Source organism: Streptomyces sp. NBC_00513 (assembly GCF_041431415.1).
GTDB lineage: Bacteria > Actinomycetota > Actinomycetes > Streptomycetales > Streptomycetaceae > Streptomyces.
In genome coordinates, this window is the sequence record NZ_CP107845.1 from 7,966,378 (window position 1) to 7,981,634 (window position 15,257).

Annotated in this window: 15 protein-coding genes and 2 pseudogenes; 7 read left to right on the forward strand and 10 right to left on the reverse strand. The window is 69.4% G+C overall.

Going from position 1 to position 15,257, the window contains the following annotated elements; genetic code table 11:
* Positions 1–864 precede the first annotated feature (864 nt).
* Both OHA84_RS35895 and OHA84_RS35900 read left to right on the forward strand, forming a co-directional pair.
* Positions 865–1,422, forward strand: a complete 558-nt coding sequence (locus OHA84_RS35895; protein WP_371591619.1) for an HAD family hydrolase — start codon at positions 865–867, stop codon at positions 1,420–1,422.
* The gene (locus tag OHA84_RS35900) at positions 1,340–1,798 is read left to right on the forward strand and encodes a hypothetical protein (protein WP_266967378.1); all 459 of its coding nucleotides are present in this window, start codon (positions 1,340–1,342) and stop codon (positions 1,796–1,798) included. The genes OHA84_RS35895 and OHA84_RS35900 overlap by 83 nt, the downstream gene beginning before the upstream one ends.
* Here the strand turns inward: OHA84_RS35900 and OHA84_RS35905 are convergent.
* The 4 genes and pseudogenes from OHA84_RS35905 to OHA84_RS35920 all read right to left on the reverse strand — a co-directional run bounded on the left by OHA84_RS35905 (position 1,752) and on the right by OHA84_RS35920 (position 3,446).
* On the reverse strand, positions 1,752–2,141 hold the full coding sequence (locus OHA84_RS35905; RefSeq protein WP_266967376.1) for a hypothetical protein: 390 nt from the start codon (positions 2,139–2,141) through the stop codon (positions 1,752–1,754). The two genes, OHA84_RS35900 and OHA84_RS35905, sit on opposite strands and share 47 nt — an antisense overlap.
* A 181-nt stretch (positions 2,142–2,322) precedes the next feature.
* Positions 2,323–2,532, reverse strand: a complete 210-nt coding sequence (locus OHA84_RS35910; protein ID WP_266967374.1) for a hypothetical protein — start codon at positions 2,530–2,532, stop codon at positions 2,323–2,325.
* A gap of 62 nt (positions 2,533–2,594) precedes the next feature.
* A pseudogene (locus tag OHA84_RS35915) lies at positions 2,595–3,158 on the reverse strand (transposase); the annotation flags it as partial.
* 66 nt (positions 3,159–3,224) lie between these two features.
* On the reverse strand, positions 3,225–3,446 hold the full coding sequence (locus tag OHA84_RS35920) for a hypothetical protein (protein ID WP_266967372.1): 222 nt from the start codon (positions 3,444–3,446) through the stop codon (positions 3,225–3,227).
* A 713-nt stretch (positions 3,447–4,159) separates the two neighbouring features.
* Between OHA84_RS35920 and OHA84_RS35925 the strand changes: the two genes are divergently transcribed.
* On the forward strand, positions 4,160–4,414 hold the full coding sequence (locus OHA84_RS35925) for a hypothetical protein (RefSeq protein ID WP_266967370.1): 255 nt from the start codon (positions 4,160–4,162) through the stop codon (positions 4,412–4,414).
* A 142-nt stretch (positions 4,415–4,556) separates the two neighbouring features.
* On the forward strand, positions 4,557–4,709 hold the full coding sequence (locus OHA84_RS35930) for a hypothetical protein (RefSeq protein ID WP_266967368.1): 153 nt from the start codon (positions 4,557–4,559) through the stop codon (positions 4,707–4,709).
* Between the two features lie 286 nt (positions 4,710–4,995).
* Here the strand turns inward: OHA84_RS35930 and OHA84_RS35935 are convergent, their stop codons facing one another.
* The 3 genes from OHA84_RS35935 to OHA84_RS35945 form a co-directional block, all read right to left on the reverse strand.
* A complete protein-coding gene (locus OHA84_RS35935; protein ID WP_266967366.1) occupies positions 4,996–5,517 on the reverse strand; it encodes an ATP-binding protein in 522 nt (173 codons plus the stop codon).
* A gap of 159 nt (positions 5,518–5,676) precedes the next feature.
* Complete coding sequence (locus OHA84_RS35940; protein ID WP_266967364.1) at positions 5,677–6,690, reverse strand: TAXI family TRAP transporter solute-binding subunit; 1,014 nt, start codon at positions 6,688–6,690, stop codon at positions 5,677–5,679.
* Complete coding sequence (locus OHA84_RS35945) at positions 6,687–8,822, reverse strand: TRAP transporter fused permease subunit (protein WP_266967362.1); 2,136 nt, start codon at positions 8,820–8,822, stop codon at positions 6,687–6,689. The genes OHA84_RS35940 and OHA84_RS35945 overlap by 4 nt, the downstream gene beginning before the upstream one ends.
* 203 nt (positions 8,823–9,025) lie before the next feature.
* Between OHA84_RS35945 and OHA84_RS35950 the strand changes: the two genes are divergently transcribed.
* Both OHA84_RS35950 and OHA84_RS35955 read left to right on the forward strand, forming a co-directional pair.
* On the forward strand, positions 9,026–9,736 hold the full coding sequence (locus OHA84_RS35950; RefSeq protein WP_266967360.1) for a response regulator transcription factor: 711 nt from the start codon (positions 9,026–9,028) through the stop codon (positions 9,734–9,736).
* A gap of 7 nt (positions 9,737–9,743) precedes the next feature.
* On the forward strand, positions 9,744–11,222 hold the full coding sequence (locus OHA84_RS35955; protein WP_266967358.1) for a HAMP domain-containing sensor histidine kinase: 1,479 nt from the start codon (positions 9,744–9,746) through the stop codon (positions 11,220–11,222).
* Between the two features lie 5 nt (positions 11,223–11,227).
* Here the strand turns inward: OHA84_RS35955 and OHA84_RS35960 are convergent, their stop codons facing one another.
* Positions 11,228–12,178, reverse strand: a complete 951-nt coding sequence (locus OHA84_RS35960; protein WP_266967356.1) for a TAXI family TRAP transporter solute-binding subunit — start codon at positions 12,176–12,178, stop codon at positions 11,228–11,230.
* Positions 12,179–12,766: 588 nt separating this feature from the next.
* Between OHA84_RS35960 and OHA84_RS35965 the strand changes: the two are divergent.
* A pseudogene (locus tag OHA84_RS35965) lies at positions 12,767–12,923 on the forward strand (IS630 family transposase); the annotation flags it as partial.
* Between the two features lie 7 nt (positions 12,924–12,930).
* Here OHA84_RS35965 and OHA84_RS35970 read toward each other — a convergent pair.
* Positions 12,931–14,448, reverse strand: coding sequence for an FAD-dependent monooxygenase (locus tag OHA84_RS35970; protein ID WP_266967354.1), 1,518 nt, complete (start codon positions 14,446–14,448; stop codon positions 12,931–12,933).
* A 55-nt stretch (positions 14,449–14,503) separates the two neighbouring features.
* Positions 14,504–15,193, reverse strand: a complete 690-nt coding sequence (locus OHA84_RS35975) for a TetR/AcrR family transcriptional regulator (protein WP_266967352.1) — start codon at positions 15,191–15,193, stop codon at positions 14,504–14,506.
* Positions 15,194–15,257 lie beyond the last annotated feature (64 nt).

Consider the following 15,257-nt stretch of genomic DNA (forward strand, 5'->3'; position numbering starts at 1 on the left):
CGGCGACCTGGTCCGCGTGGACCACCGGGGTCTCGCGGGGGCCTTCCAGGGCGGAGCAGGATGCCGGCCGCCGTCAGGTCCCCGATCATCCGGCCCGTCACCGCGGGCCGCAGCGGCGGCAACGGGACGCCGAGCGCGGCCGTCAGACGCTCCGCCGCCTCGAACGCGGACACTGACACCAGTCCCGCCGGCACCCCCTCGACGTCGGCGCGCTCGACCACGGCCCGCGACCACAACCCCTCGCCCGCGTCCGCCGCCAGGACCACACCGGTGGCCACCGCCCACCGCCACGCCCCCACCGACCCCGAGACGGCCCGCCGCGGCGAACTCCGACAACGCCTCGACCGATTCACGCACCACCATGCGCACTCCAATCGCACATCGAAATGCCCCGACTACCGAGCCGCGCCCGAAACATGCCGGTATGGCACGATGTGTGTCAAGTGCGCGTCTCATGACGGCAGTTGGGGGAGTGCCGTTGGATCCGCGTCCGCGTACGCGAGGAACGGCTTCACCCGGGCGGGTGAACCACCGCCCCGCTCCCGCCGGTGCGTGGTGTGGAGTCGCCGCCGCGCCGGCGGTGCCCCCGTTAAGTTTTTCGCGGTCCTGCAATGGGGCCGCTGGCCTCCGGGCCCGGTATGACTGTGTCCCTACGACGCCGTGCTCTGTGACATCGACGGCATGCTTCGGCACTGGCCCGTCCCCGGACACGCCGATCTCGACCGCCTCCACGGACTCCCCGCAGGCACGCTCGCGGCTGCCGCCTTCACACCATCTCGACTGCACCCCGCAATCACGGGCAAGATCACCGATGAGCAATGGCGTTCTACGGTGACCGCAGACATCGCCGAAGCGTGTGGATCAATGGACCGCGCCCGCGCCGTGGTCACCGCCTGGTCCGACCTCATGCCACGCGTTGATCAAGAGGTCGTCGCCCTGCTCAAGCGCGCCCGCAAGGCCGTCACCGTCGCCCTGGTCTCCAACGCGACCACGCAGCTGGATTCGGATCTCGCTCGGCAGGGGCTGGACGTCCTCGCCGACGCCGTGGTGAACACCGCCCACATCGGTGTCGCGAAGCCAGACCCGCGTGTCTACCTCATCGCCGCCGAACGAGTCGGGGCGCCAGTCCACCGCTGCCTGTTCATCGACGACACCGCCGCCGACGTCACCGCCGCCCGCGAAGTGGGGATGACTGCCCTCCACTACCGAGAGCCCGAAGAATCTCCGAGACGCCTTCTCTCCGCTCCTCGATCCCCAGGCTCCCCAGAGCGTTCAATCCCCAACCAGCTGAGGGGAAGAGCGACCCTGGGGATCCTCGCGAATCCTCATCAGCACCCCGTTGCCGTGTTCGCCCGCCGCTCTCGACGCCGAGCTGCACGCCGCCCTGGCCGCTTTCGACGCTGCGGCCGCTCCGTGGCGTGAGGCCCTCGAGGACCTGGACGAAGACGTCCTCGCCGAGGCCGCCGCCGAAGCGCGGGCCTTCGGCGCCGGCCCGGCGGCCGCCGTCGGCGAGCTGGGCCGCGCGCTCACCACGGCAACTGAAGGCCGCCCGCTACCCGGCTGGTCCACCGACGCCGGCCGCACCGAGGACATCGGGTGGCGCCAGGCCCGCCCCACGCTGCTCGAGGCCGTCGCACGCCACCCCCACGCTCACCTGCTCGTCGCCATCGTCGAGCTCGGCGGTGAGCTGGAGCTCCCAGCTACCCGTAACGGGCGCTTCAGGGGCGCGGTCATCCCAGAAGGCTGCGCGGTCAGCGCCGGCCGCCGCCGATGCGGCGGTCGTCGGCCAGTGCGGTAAGCGGGCCGAACTCGCGGGCAAGCTGGTTCCACGTCAGAACCTCGCCACAGCGGGCCGGGAACTCCTTCGGGTTGAACTCGGGCATGGTCCAGGTGCCAGTGCCCCGGTCCCGCAGCCACAGGTCCCCGTCACCGTCGACTACAGTCGGCGGGGCCGGTACGGGCTCGGCCTGATCGGTGGGCTCCCAGGTGACCCGGCCCGGGTGGGAAACGCGGCGCAGGTCGGTGGTGGCCAGCCGCGCGGCCAAGTCACGGGTGGACTCTTCGGCGCCCTTGACCGACTCGAGTCGGAATGCGTCGTCAAGTACGGGCAGAGCTGGATTCTTGCTGCGCTTTGAACTCATACGCTTGCTACCTCCGGTGGGGGGCGTCACATCCGTTATGGCACCCCGTAGAGGAACACGGTATCCGAGGCGGGAGCCGGGCCGGCCACGACCACTGTCCAGGTGGAGGCGCCGGCACACCGGGCGGTGGGGCTAGGTGGTGAGCTGGTCCTGGACGTGACGCAATTCGTGGTGGTAGCGCTCAGATATGGCGGTCCGGGTCTGAGAAGGTGAGGCCGCCGGGGGCGAGTGGACGTCGGGCCGGGGCGGGCTCGGGCTCGCCGGGCGGCTGGCGGAAGTAGGCGCCCTGCTCGACCGGCATCAGCCGGCGCCCACCCGCCTGGGCGGGTACGGGAGCGTCGGAAGCGGGCTCGGAGAAGGCGGGCAGCGAGAGCGGTCGACGGTCGGTCATGATCCCTAGTCTCCCAGGTCCGGCCCTGCGGGTAGGGCCAGGCCGCTTTTTATGCCGCTGTTTCATCCCGGAATCAGGTGTTGTGTGGCCTTCTTTGGGTCGCGCCAGGAGATGGTGTTCTCGTTGGTGAGGCGGCGGGCCATGAGGTCGGTCATGGCGATGTGGATGACGGCTTCGGAGCGGATGGGCAGGGTTTCGTAGTCGCGGGCCAAGCGGCGGTGGAGCATGAGCCGGCCGTAGGTGCGCTCGACCGCCCACCGTTTGGGTATGGGGATGAATCCCCTGGTCCCGGGCTTGCGGGTGGTGATCTCCATGTCGATGCCGAGTGTGGCGGCATGCTCAACAAGGTGCTGACGGTAGCCGCCGTCGACCCACACCTTGCGGATGCGGGGGTGCTCGGCGGCGACCTGGTCGAGCAGCGCGGTGCCGGCCACGGAGTCCTGCACGCTGGCCGCGGTGACCAACACTGCGAGGAGAAGGCCGAGTGTGTCGGTGACGATGCTCCGCTTCCGTCCGACGATCTTCTTCCCGGCGTCGATGCCCTGGCCCGCCGCGGGGACGCTGGTGGAGGTCTTGACGCTCTGGGCGTCGATCACGCAGGCCGACGACTCCGCGTCCCGGCCTTCCGTCCGACCCTGCGTCCGCGCGCGACATGCCGAGGACCGGCCGACCCTCAGGATGCGGTCGGTGTGTCAGGGCGGGCCGGCTTGCTCGTCGCCGAGTTGGCGTGCGGCTTGGATGCGGTGTCGTGCGCTGCGGATGCCGATCTGGTCGCGGGCCGCGAGGTCGGCCGCGCTGGGCTGGTGGTTGTCGGGTCCGGTGAGTTCGGCGACCAGGTATCGAACGGCGGTTTCGCCGGGGGTGCTTCGCTGGTCACCGGCCGTGTGGCGGGTGTCGATGTCGCGGCGGTCCACCAGCGGCGCCTGTGGAGTTCCGGGCCGAGGGGAAGGTGCTCGCGCGATTCAGCCGTTTCCAGTTCCGGCGTCGGTGGCTGCTGCTGCCCAAACGTTCTCGCTGCGCATGGTCACCCGGGTGCGACGTCGCCCTGCGCCGTCCCGGTCGTGGCACAGGGCCTGTCGGCCTCGAATGCCGCTCACTGATCGAGCCGCGCATCCCGCGTGAATCGGGCCTGCTGGGTGCCGTCGGCAAGGTGTCACCAGGTCGGGCGGGCAAATTCGTGTGGAGCTGCGATTTCCGTGTGTCTGTGCGAAGAAGTGCGCATAGCCGTAGTTACGGAATGCTGTGCTCCGGTTGGGTGATGGGGTGATCGAGTGCGCCTGTGAGCGTTCACGTTTTTCGGCTCTGTCGGGGATCTTGTGATGTCGCAGGGCCGAGCTGGGCAGTCTCCGGGTGTTGACGCCTGCGGGGTTGGAGGCGGCCGCGGTGGTCCTGGACCGGGCGTTCCTGCAGACCCTGCCCGAACCGACCGCGCCCGTGGTCCGCAAGGGCGCCGTGCCGGCGCCGACTCCGACGCCGGTGGAGCGCCCGCCGGGCCTGGGCCCGATCGGAGCCTGGTCGACGGAAGTGCCCTCGCCGGTGACCGGGAGCTTCGCGGCGCCGGGTCGAGGCAGTGTCCGCGCCGACATGGTGTTCACCGCAGCCCCACACTGCGCTGCCGTTGTTGTTCGTGGAGGTCGACAACGGCACGGAGTCCCCGCCGATCTTGGCGGAGAAGATCGCCCGTTGCGGCCGCTTCCTCGGCCGCAGCATCCCGCAAACCGGACGTGCCACGGTGGGGGGTGACGTCGCGTTGTGGCGCACGATGTGGGCGGCGCCCGCACCGCAAACACGGGAGGAGCATCCGCCGTTGGCGTTGTTCGAAGCGATCGACCGGATCCCGGTCGCGGACGAGCGGCCCTGCTGCGGGCGCGGGAACTGGTGAGGCGACCACTGCGCAACTGGCTGGCGGGCGGGTTGACTCGCAGGGAAGTGTGGACGTACGGCAGGGGGAGGAGCAAGGTCATGGCGGGACCCGATCGGATGGATGAGCTCTGCGGGCCTTGCGGCTGGTGGAGGCCCAGCGGATGGCTCAGGCCGTCCTGGTCGAGGTCGCGGCGGGCGGTCTGGTCTTGGCTGGCCGCACCGTGTGCGAGGTGGACGACGGGATATGGGGCGTGGCTCGGGATGTCTTCGGCCGGGCGCACAACCAAGGTGACCCGGACGTCGACGATGCCTGAAGCCGCTCGAGGGCCTTCGCCCCGGCCGCCGGGGTGCAGCGCGGCCGCCGCGCGGCCGTCGCTGCCGAACGCTGCCTGTGGGTGTGTCCAGCGCCCGGGGGCACCGGGCCGTCGGCCCACAGAATCCGGCGTCAGCACCATCAGCAGCAGACCGACCGACCTGATCCGCGGTCGTGCCCGGCCCGCACGTCCGGCGAGCAGTCCGGCCGGATCGGCGTCTTTGTCTCGTGTGGCATGCGTGGTGAGCCCTGGAGTGCCTCGCTGATCGGGGCGCGGGTCAGTGCGTTCATGCCGCCCCGTACGTCTGCAGGGCGGCGTCGCGGACCGCGCACGGTGGCCTGGGTGTGGGCGTCGTCGGTTTCCCGGGGCTTGCCTGGAAGGGGCCGTGTCCGATTCCGTGGGGTGTGGGGGGCGGCGGTGTCATCTCGAACCACACGGCTTTTCCTGTCGGGGTGGGTGTGGTGCCCCAGTCGGTGGCGATGGCGGCGATCAGCATGAGGCCCCGGCCGCTCTCGGCGTGGTGTGTGCATCCTCGCGGAGAGGGAAACTCGGGTGCGGTGTCTGTGACCTCGACGCGTAGACGTGTGCCGGTCCACCGGACGGTGACGGTGGATGGTCCGGTGGTGTGTCGTACGGCGTTGGCGATGATCTCGCTGCACAGCAGGGCGAGTTCGTCGAGTGTTTCGCCGGTGAGTCGCAGGTTCCATCCGCGGACGACGGCGAGTACGAGTCGGCGGGTTTTCGGTACTGCTTGTATGTCCGCGGCTATCGGGAAGCTGCGGGAGTGTGACGGTCCGGTGGCGCACATCGTGATCACCCTTGGGGGAGGGCGGCGGTCCGGCACGAGGGCCGGGGAGCGCGGGCGCCCTGGGCAGTGGATCGGGAGGTGGGGGGGAGTGGCTGAACGGTGGTTGGTGGTCGGGTGGCCGCCGGTCGGGGCCGGGGGCGGGGGCGTGGGGGAGGGCTCTCAGGGCGTTTGGGTGAGGGTCTTGAGCGCGTTTGCGGCGCCGGGGTTGAGGGGGACGGGGGCGGTGTTGCCGGCTTGGGCGGGGTCGATTTCGGTGGCGGCGGCGTTGACTTTCTCAAGGGCGTTCTTCTTGGCGTAGACGAGGTCGGCGATCTTTCCCGCGAGTTGGGGGTCGAAGCCCTTTTTGACGAGCAGGACGTTGGGGACCACGATCGTGGGCACGTCGGCCGGCTGGTGGTATACGGCCGCGGGGATGATTCCCTTTTGGTAGACGCCGCCGTGGGTGTTGCTCAGCGCGGGGAGTTGCGTGGTGACGTCGAGGAAGCGGACTTTGTCCTTGAGGCTGGTGACGAGGTCGGTGACGCCGCCGGTGGGCAGGCCGCCGGACCAGATGAGCGCGTCGATGGTGTTGTCCTTCATGGCGTCCACCGATTCGGGCAGGGCCAGTCGTTGTGCCGCGACGTCCTTGGCGGGGTCCAGGCCGGCGGCGTTCAGCAGGCGCCTGGCGATGACCTCGGTGCCGGAGTTGGGTGCCCCAGTGGAGACTCGTTTGCCTTTCATGTCCTGAAGGGAGGTGATCCCGGAGTCTGTTCGGACCAGGATCTGGGTGTAGTTGGGGTACAGGCGGGTGAGGGCTTCGACGGCTTGTGGTTTGTCGAAGCTGCCTTTGCCTTCGACGGCGTCCTGTGCGGTGTCGAGGAGGGAGAAGGCGATGTCGTAGCTTCCGGCCTGGAGGCCTTGGATGTTTTGCACGGAGGCGCCGGTGGTGGCGGCGGTGGCCCGGTAGCCGTTGATGTTGTCGGAGATCAGTTCGGCCAGTCCGCCGCCGATTTGGTAGTAGACGCCGGTGGTGGGTCCGGTGGCGATGGTGAGCCGGCCTCCCTTTCCGCTGTTCGCGGCCCCCTTGTCGTCCTGTTTGCCTCCCGCGCAGGCGGTCGCGGCGAGCGCGAGGGCCAGTGCCAGGGCGGGGACGGCCAGGCGTGTGGTTCGAGTGGTGCGCGTGGGGTGCTTCATGAGGGGAGGTGTCCTTCCGTGACGGCTTCGGCCTGAAGGCCGGGACCTGTGGGGAGTGTGGGACTGGTGCGGGGGGTGGGGGAGCGCTGCCCGCGGCGTACCAGGCGGATACCGACGGCGAGGGTCAGGGCGATGAGGCCGGCGGTGATCGCGGCGGGTTCGAGGTAGAGCAGGCACAGGGCGGCGATCACGCACAGCCCACGCTCCAAGGGGCCTGCCGGGCCGAGCAGGCGGCCGCCGGTGGCGGCCGCGAGCGCGGCGACCGCGAGGGCGGAGACAGCGGTCGTCCACAGGACGCCTGTCAGGCCTCCGGTGCCCAGGAGTCGGGAGCCGTTGTCGGTGAGGACGAACGCGAACGGCACGAGGAACGCGGGCAGTGAGTATTTCCAGGTCGCCACCATGGTGCGCATCGGGTTGCCGCCGGTGATGGCGGCCGCGGCGGCCGCGGCCAGCGCCGTGGGCGGGCTGACCTCGGACAGTACGGCGTAGTAGAAGATGAACATGTACGCCTCGGGCATGCTCACACCCAAGGTGAGCAGTGCGGGAGCGATGATGACCGCGGAGATGATGAACGAGGCGGTGACCGGGACCGCGAGCCCGAGGATCGATACGGCGAGGGCGGCGAAGATGACGGTCACGACCAGTTCCACCGTCGGGTTGTCACCGAACATGCCGGCGGCGTCGACGATGACGGAGGCCAGGTTCAGGCCGAGGCCGGTCTGGGTGACGACGGCGACGATGATGCCGGCCGCGGCGCAGGTGGCGACCACCGGGAGTACAGACCTGCTGCCCTCGGCGAGCGCCGCGTACAGCCGGCGCGGGGTCATTCGGTGTCGGGCGTCGAGGAAGGACAGCAGGAACTGCAGGGCGGTGGCGTAGACCACGGCCCGAAAGGGGGGCAGTCCCATCGCCATGAAACCGATGATCATGAACAGGGACAGGAAGTGGTAGCCGAACCGGCCCAGCAGCCTCCACGCCGAGACGGCCTCCTCGTCGATCACGGGCCGCGCCTGGTGTTTACGGGCGTCGATCTCCACGGCCAGGAGGATGCCCAGGTAGTACAGCAGCGTGGGCACCAGGGCGTACAGCAGGACGGTGAGGTAGCTGGTCTTGAGGTACTCGGCGATGATGAACGCCGCGGCGCCCAGCGTGGGCGGGGAAAGGATCGCGCCGATGCCCGCGGCGGCCAGGACTCCGCCGCCCGCCTCCTTGCTGTAGCCGGCCCTGCGCAGTACGGGCCAGGCGACCGATCCCAGGCTGACGGCGGTGGCGGTGCCGGAGCCCGAGACGGTGCCGAGGAGAAAACCGGCAGCGGTCACGGTGCGGCCGGGCGCGCTGCGGGAGCCGCGGAACGCCGCGAACGACAGGTCGATGAAGAACCTGCCCGCTCCGGACATGTCGAGCACGGCGCCGAAGATGGTGAACAGCACGATGTAGGTGGCGGCCACGTTCAGCGGGACGCCGTACACACCGTCGGTGCTCATGAAGAAGTGGGCGGAGATCGCGTCGACGTCGAAGCCGCCGTGCGCCAGCGACCACTGGTAGGGGAGCAGCCCGCCGTAGTACGCGTACAGCAGGAACGCCGTACAGAACGCGGGGAGCACCCAGCCGGTGGTCCGCCGGCACGCCTCCAGCACGAGGAAGATCATGGCGATGCCCATGGCCACGTCGAGCGAGGTGGGCAGCTGACGCCGTTCGATGAAGGCGTCGAACTCCAGCAGCGGGTAGAGGCACACCGCCAGGGCGCAGGCGGCCAGCATCCAGTCGAACCAGCCCGGGTCGTCGCGCCGTCCGGTCCCGCCTGCCCCCTTCGCCGCCGCGTCGGTGTCCTTCGTGCCGTCACCCCGGCGCCACGGCAGCGCCCAAGGCGGCACCCGAACCGTTCCGCGGTGGGTCAGGAAGATCAGCGGCAGCGTCGCGGCGAGGAACAGCGTGAGGTAGTACTGGCCGCCCTTGGCGACGGGGAAGAAGATCGCGTACAGCACGAATACGGACAACACGGCACACACCACGGACACGGCCCCCGACACCGCGGGGGACAGCTTGCGGGCCGGCCGCTCCTGGTCGAACTCGGCCACCAGCTCATCCGCTGACCGCTGTCCCGGTTCGGACGGCGCTTCCACCATGCCCATGACGGCCTCCTCGGACTGAACGCTGCGATACCTCAGACCGTGGCAGCCGTGCAGAGACGGCGACAGAGAACGCCCGCCCTCTTAACGTAGGTTTAGGATTCAGTGACCTGGATCACTCCTACGCTGGTATCAAAGGCCGCACCCTGCCCCGCACACATTTCCCCCGGGCGCAGGACCAGCCAGGAAAGCACCGGGAGGACGCGTTGCGCATACTCGTCGTCGAAGACGACAACCGAGTCGCCGAAGCCCTCGCCGGCGCCCTGCGCCGCAACGGCTACGACGTCCAGCGCGCCGCGAACGCCGCCCAGGCTCTCTCCGCACCCCCCGTCGACCTCGTCCTGCTCGACCTGGGCCTGCCCGACCGCGACGGAATCGAGGTCTGCCGGGAACTACGAGCCCGCGGCGGCGTCCCCGTCATCGCCGTCACCGCCCGGGGGAGCGAACCCGACCGCGTCCGAGGACTACGCAGCGGCGCCGACGACTACGTGGTGAAACCCTTCGGCACCGCCGAACTCCTCGCCCGCATCGAAGCCGTCCTACGGCGCAGCATGAACCACCAACCCCGCCAAGAACCCCCCCTCACCCTCGACGGCGGACTCGCCATCGACCTCGCACAACGCACAGTCACCCTCGACGGACAGCCCGTACCCCTGACCCGCAAGGAATACGACATCCTCGCCGTCCTGGTCCGCGCCGGCGGCGCCGCCGTATCCCGCGACCGGATCCTCGTCGAGGTGTGGCAGACCGCCTACGACGGAATGTCACGCACCCTCGACGTCCACGTCGCGACCCTGCGCGGCAAACTCGGACGCACCGGAAGCCTCGTGCGCACCGTCCGCGGCTTCGGCTACCGCCTCACCACCGACCCCGCCACCCCACCCCCCATCCCGCCGCCCGCGGCGGCAGGCTGCTGAGCCCCCCGTGCACCGCCGGCTCCTCGTCATCGTCTGCGCCCTCGTCGCCGGCCTCATCGTCGCCCTCAGCGTGCCCCTCGTGCGCGCCACCGCCGACCGCACCATCCAAACCTCCTTCACGGGACGAGTCCAGGACAGCACCTGGTTCGCCGACATGGCCGCCACCGCCCTGGAAACGGGACGAACAGCCCGCCTTCAAGCCGCCGCCGACCGCTACACCACCCTCTACGACTCACAAGTCGCCATCGTCGACGCCGACCGCAAAACAGCCGTCGTCGCCCCCCACCCCGTCAACCTCGAAGAACCCGCCGTGCGCTCCGCACTCCTCCAAGCCCTCGCCGACCGACCCCCCGAACGCCCCAGCGTCGTGTGGCCATGGGACCACCGTCCCTTCATCCACGCCGACGCCATCAAACGAGACGGCCACATCCTCGGCGCCGTACTGATCGTCTCCCCCACCGACCAGGCCCGCTCCGACGTCGCGGACTACCTCACCCTCGTCATACTCGCCAGCCTCACGGCCCTTGCCATCGTCCTCATCGCCGTCGCCACCCCCGTCGTCCGCTGGGTCCTGCGCCCCGTCCACGAACTCGACCGCGCCACCCACGAAGTCGCCCTCGGGCGCCTGAAGACCCACGTCTCCGACCGCGCCGGCGCTCCGGAACTACGCCGCCTCGCGAACAGCTTCAACGCCATGGCCGACAGCATGCACGCCTCCCAGGAGCAACAGCGTGCCTTCGTCGCGCAAGCCTCCCACCAGCTACGCAACCCCCTCACCGCCCTCCGGCTTCGCGTGGAGAACCTGGAAGACTTCGTGAACGACCCCGAAGGCCTCCACGAACTCCACAGCGCGGTGGAAGAAGCAGACCGGTTCGGCCAGATGCTCGACGGACTGCTGCGCATGGCCCGAGCGGAGGCATCCGAGGCAGAACGGACACCCGTCGACGTATCCACTGTGGTCGCCCACCGCGCCGACGCCTGGCGGGCCGCCTTCGCCGCCGAAGGCGTCCCCCTCACCACACGCATTCCCCCCGGCATCAGCGCACTGTCCCTGCCCGAGTGCCTCGACCAGGCCCTGGACACCCTCCTGGACAACGCCCTCAAATTCGCCGACGGCTCACCCGTGGACATCCGCGTCACACGCGCCCCCCACGACCCGGGTCGCGACACCACCGGCCTGCCGCACAGCCAACCGGCGGACAACGAACACGGCATCGTGGAGGTGAGCGTCGAAGACCAGGGCTCCGGACTCACGACGGAAGAACTCGCCCAGGCGGGCAGCAGATTCTGGCGCAGCACACGCCACCAGAACGTCCCCGGTACCGGCCTCGGACTCGCCCTCACCCGCATCCTCGTGGAAGCCGGAGGCGGCGAACTCCGCCTCGCAGCGGCACACCCCCACGGACTCACCGTCACCATACGACTACCCGCAGCCCCCCAGGCGTCCCCCACCACAGATCCCCAGCCCCCCGCAGGCACCCCCTGACCCTCTCAGGGATGCGACTGCCGATACCAACGGGCAGCACCCGGATGCAGCTCCAACGGATGCGTGGCGATCGCCGACCGCCGGTCAAGACGCCGCGCCTCCGGATGCGCCCCGATCAACTGCGTCTGGCCGTCGAACAGCAACCGCGTCAGCCAGTACGCCTCCGAATCCGCCATGTCGCGCCGCACCACCAGGAAATTCGGCACACTCACCGTCGTCACCGCACTCTGCGCCCCATAGACGACAGCAGGCACCGTGGTCTCGGTATACAGCTCGCCATAGGCCCGCGTCAGCTCACCCACCACGTCACCCAGGTCCACCAGCCGGATCTCCGTACCCCGGCGCAGCTCGGTGATCGCCCCCGTCGGCAAGCCACCACTCCAGAAGAACGCATCGATCCGCCCAGCCGCCAAAGCGGCCGCCGACTCGCGCACATTCAGCCGCAACGACTTCACATCCGACTCCGACGAAAGCCCCGCGACCTTCAGAATGCGTTCAGCGATCAACGCCGTCCCTGAACCGTCCGAACCCACCGACACGCGCAACCCCCGTAGCGCCTTCGCACTGCGCACCGGGCTGTCCGCACGGACCACCAGCTGCACATAGTTGTCGTACAACGCGGCCAGCGCCACCACCGACAGTGGCCGGGAGAACGGCGGACTCCCGGCGACGGCGTCAGCGCCCGCGTCGGCAAGAGCGAAACCCACCTGCGCCCGACCGTCCTCCACCATGCGCAGATTCTCCACGCTCCCACCGGTGTGCAAGACCCGCGCCGAGGTCTCAGGCAACCGCTGCCCGATGACGGAGGCATAGCCGGCCCCGTACTCCGCGTACACACCGCCCGGATTACCGGTGGCCACCGCAATCCGGCCGGACGGGCGATCCGGTACATCACTCCCCGCGCACGAAGTGGGCAGCACCACCAAAACGAGCGCGGCCACCAGCAGACGCGCCATCCGCATGAGACCACCTCTTTCGAACAGCGCCCCGACCAGACAGGCCCACGGGCACCGAAACAAGCGCGTAGTCAGCCTATCCCCGCCACGCCAGGCAACAACCTCACGTTTCCCACAGGCGGCGATGCCCCTCCGCGGGCCCTTCATGCGCGGACACCCGCCAATCCGCACAGTCGAAGCACCCGCACCCGCACCCGCACCCGCGTCCCCTCGGTGCTGTCGGCGAGCAAGAGACTCCCACGTTCCACGAGCGGCTACGTCATTGAGCCACCTGTCGCGCACAACTGCCCTGCCAGGGCGACGCTTTGGGAACGAGGGAGCAGCAGCATGGTGCAAACACACAGAACCCTCGCGAGACTTATCCAAGGGTGACAAGTTCCCGCTCGCCTCTCGGCACATCGACCAATCCGGAAGATCCTCCTACAACGAGGCAACGCCGCGCCCCCACCACCCCACACAACGGCGACGCACACGAAACAGCCACACGGCAGCGGCCCCGGCACCGAGCCCTCCAAGATCCACACCAGGGGACCTCTCTCGCACCAATCAACCCCGCCGTAGCGGCACCGCAACAAGCACCTCACCCATCAGTTCACAGCCCTGCGCTACTTCACCCTCGACGGCACGGACCACGCCGACCACAAGGAAACAGGGCAGCATGATCCGCCGGTACATCATCTGGCGAAACCGCCAGGTCGACGACCAGCGCCTACGCGCCATCTTCGACAGGGCAAACGTTGCTTGATCCGGCGCTATTTGTGCGGGTCGCCGAGCCAGTGGGTCGCGGCTTGCTGGAATGCTGCGGGGTCGGCGTGGTGGTCGGCCCACGCCACGATGCCGTCCGGACGGACGAACACTGCGGTGAGTCCGAGGTCGTTGTGCACCGATCCAGCCGCGTAGTGGACCCGGTCCTGCCAGCCCTTGGCCGCAGTCTGAAGCACGCGGTCGAGGGTGAAGTCCAGGAGCACGCCCTGGCCTCGGCGCAGCAGATCGCCGAGGCGTGTGCCGTTGGTGAAGCGGAAGTCGGGGGCGCTGCGGCCGACGAGTGGCTGTTCGCTGCCCAGGTCGTAACGGTTGAACAGCCCCGAGGTCTGCCGGTACACGTGGGTGACGCCGTCAGGGGTGTTCATCAGGTCGAGGATGAGTTTGCGCAGGGCGGGGGCGTGGGAGCCCGGCTTCATGGTGGCGACCTGGGCGCGGGACCAGTCGAGGACGGCGGCGCCGACGGGGTGGCGCTCGTCGGTGTAGGTGTCGAGGAGGCCCTCGGGTGCGGTGCCGTGGACGGTGGCGGCGAGCTTCCAGCCGAGGTTGACGGCGTCGCCGATGCCGAGGTTGAGGCCCGGGCCGCCGAGGGGCGAGTGGATGTGCGCGGCGTCACCGGCGAGCAGCACGCGGCCCATCTTGTAGCTGCTGACCTGCATCGCGCGGTCGGTGAAGCTGGAGGCGAGCTCGACGCCGGTCAGCGTCACGTCGGTGTCGGAGATGCGGCGCAGGACCGCCTGAAGGTGCTCGCGGGTCAGCGGCTGGGAGCGGTCGAAGGTACCGCCGTCGAAGTCGTTCATGCCCAGGTACCCCCAGGGCGTACGCAGGTACATGCCGTTCGGTGTCACGTTGAAGCCGAACGGCAACTGCTCGGGGTCGGCGAAGGTGACCTTGGCGACGTAGCCGGTGAACAGCGGGTCGGTGCCGACGAAGTCGAAGCCGACGAGTTCACGCACGGCGCTGCGTCCGCCGTCGCAGCCCACCAGCCAGCGTCCCTGGTACTTCTGCCCGCCGGCGGTGGCGGTGACGCCGTCGTCGTCCTGTGTCACGGCGGTGACCGGAACGCCCCGAATGACTTTCACTCCGAGCGTGTCGGCCCGCTCGGCCAGCACCGTGGAGACGGCTTCCAGGCTCGTCATGAACCCTTCCATCGCCGGGCTGGGCAGCCTGAGCGGCAGAGCGGGCGCGTGGATGCCGGCCGCGTCCAGGCTCATGCCCGCGAAATGGGACACGTCGCGGGGCGCGGGTGCCTCGACTGCGTGGGGATCTGCGCCGACCTCCTTGGCGTCGACGCCGGAGGCGTCCAGCATCGCGTCCAACAGGCCGCGGCGGTGGAACGTCTCGGCCGAGCCGGCGTTCAGGCCCCGCATCCCGAGCGGGAGCGCCTTCAGCGGCGAGGAGATTCCCTGGTCTCGTTCAAGGACCAGGACCGAGCAGCCGGCCAGGGCCAGTTCGCCGGCCAGGAACAGGCCGACCGGTCCGCCGCCCGCGACTATGACGTCATGCATGAGAGGTTTCCCTTCAAGGAATGATCAATTGGCGGACCCGGTTGGGTGCGGCGGGTCAACGCAGGTGGGTGAGGCCGTCGAGGACGACGGAGATCCCGGTGAGGAACTGCTCGCGGTCGTCGTGCTCCCTGACCTGGCCGACGATGGCGTGCAGGAACGGGTAGGCCTCGGCATCGAGGTCCTGCCAGGTCTGCGAGGTCGCCTCGAAGAATTCCTCGCGGTCCGCCTTGGGGCCGACGCCCAAGGTGTCGCCCTCGACGCGGGCGTTCTGGCTGACCGCGCCGAGGATGTAGTGGACGAGCGTCGAGGCCGCAGAGAACCAGCGAGCCTGCGGGACGCCCAGGGCGCTCACCTGCTGGCCGAGCCTTTCGAAGATCCCCACCGTCACCGGGCCAACGGGGTTGCGGATGATCTGGAGGGTCAGCCGCGTGGCGAGCCAGTGGTGTTCGGCGATGGCGTCGAACAAGGCCAGGGAGACCGCGCGGATCTCATCCTCGGGTGTCGACGCGGGCCGGGCGGCCAGGGCGGCGATGATGACGGTTTCCGCCGCCGCGTCCAGCAGCTCGTCCCGGTTGCCGACGTGGTAGTAGATCGCCCCTGACCCGGTGGCGAGGCGATCAGTCATCGCCCGGACGGTCAGAGCCCCCTCGCCACCGGTGTCGAGAAGGTCGATCGCGGTGGCGATGATCTGCTCGCGGGAGAGCACCTGGTTACGCCGCTGAGTGGGGCGTGCTCGTGTTGGCATGCTCAAATATGACAGATTTGGAGCGCCGAGCCAAATTGGAACATCGCACCATCTTGGCCTGTCG

Coding starts and splice junctions, on each gene's coding strand:
- OHA84_RS35895 (WP_371591619.1), top strand. CDS start 865: ATGGACCGCGCCCGCGCCGTGGTCACCGCCTGGTCCGACCTCATGCCA.
- OHA84_RS35905 (WP_266967376.1), bottom strand. CDS start 2,141: ATGAGTTCAAAGCGCAGCAAGAATCCAGCTCTGCCCGTACTTGACGAC.
- OHA84_RS35910 (WP_266967374.1), bottom strand. CDS start 2,532: ATGACCGACCGTCGACCGCTCTCGCTGCCCGCCTTCTCCGAGCCCGCT.
- OHA84_RS35930 (WP_266967368.1), top strand. CDS start 4,557: ATGGCTCAGGCCGTCCTGGTCGAGGTCGCGGCGGGCGGTCTGGTCTTG.
- OHA84_RS35935 (WP_266967366.1), bottom strand. CDS start 5,517: ATGTGCGCCACCGGACCGTCACACTCCCGCAGCTTCCCGATAGCCGCG.
- OHA84_RS35940 (WP_266967364.1), bottom strand. CDS start 6,690: ATGAAGCACCCCACGCGCACCACTCGAACCACACGCCTGGCCGTCCCC.
- OHA84_RS35945 (WP_266967362.1), bottom strand. CDS start 8,822: ATGGGCATGGTGGAAGCGCCGTCCGAACCGGGACAGCGGTCAGCGGAT.
- OHA84_RS35960 (WP_266967356.1), bottom strand. CDS start 12,178: ATGGCGCGTCTGCTGGTGGCCGCGCTCGTTTTGGTGGTGCTGCCCACT.
- OHA84_RS35970 (WP_266967354.1), bottom strand. CDS start 14,448: ATGCATGACGTCATAGTCGCGGGCGGCGGACCGGTCGGCCTGTTCCTG.
- OHA84_RS35975 (WP_266967352.1), bottom strand. CDS start 15,193: ATGCCAACACGAGCACGCCCCACTCAGCGGCGTAACCAGGTGCTCTCC.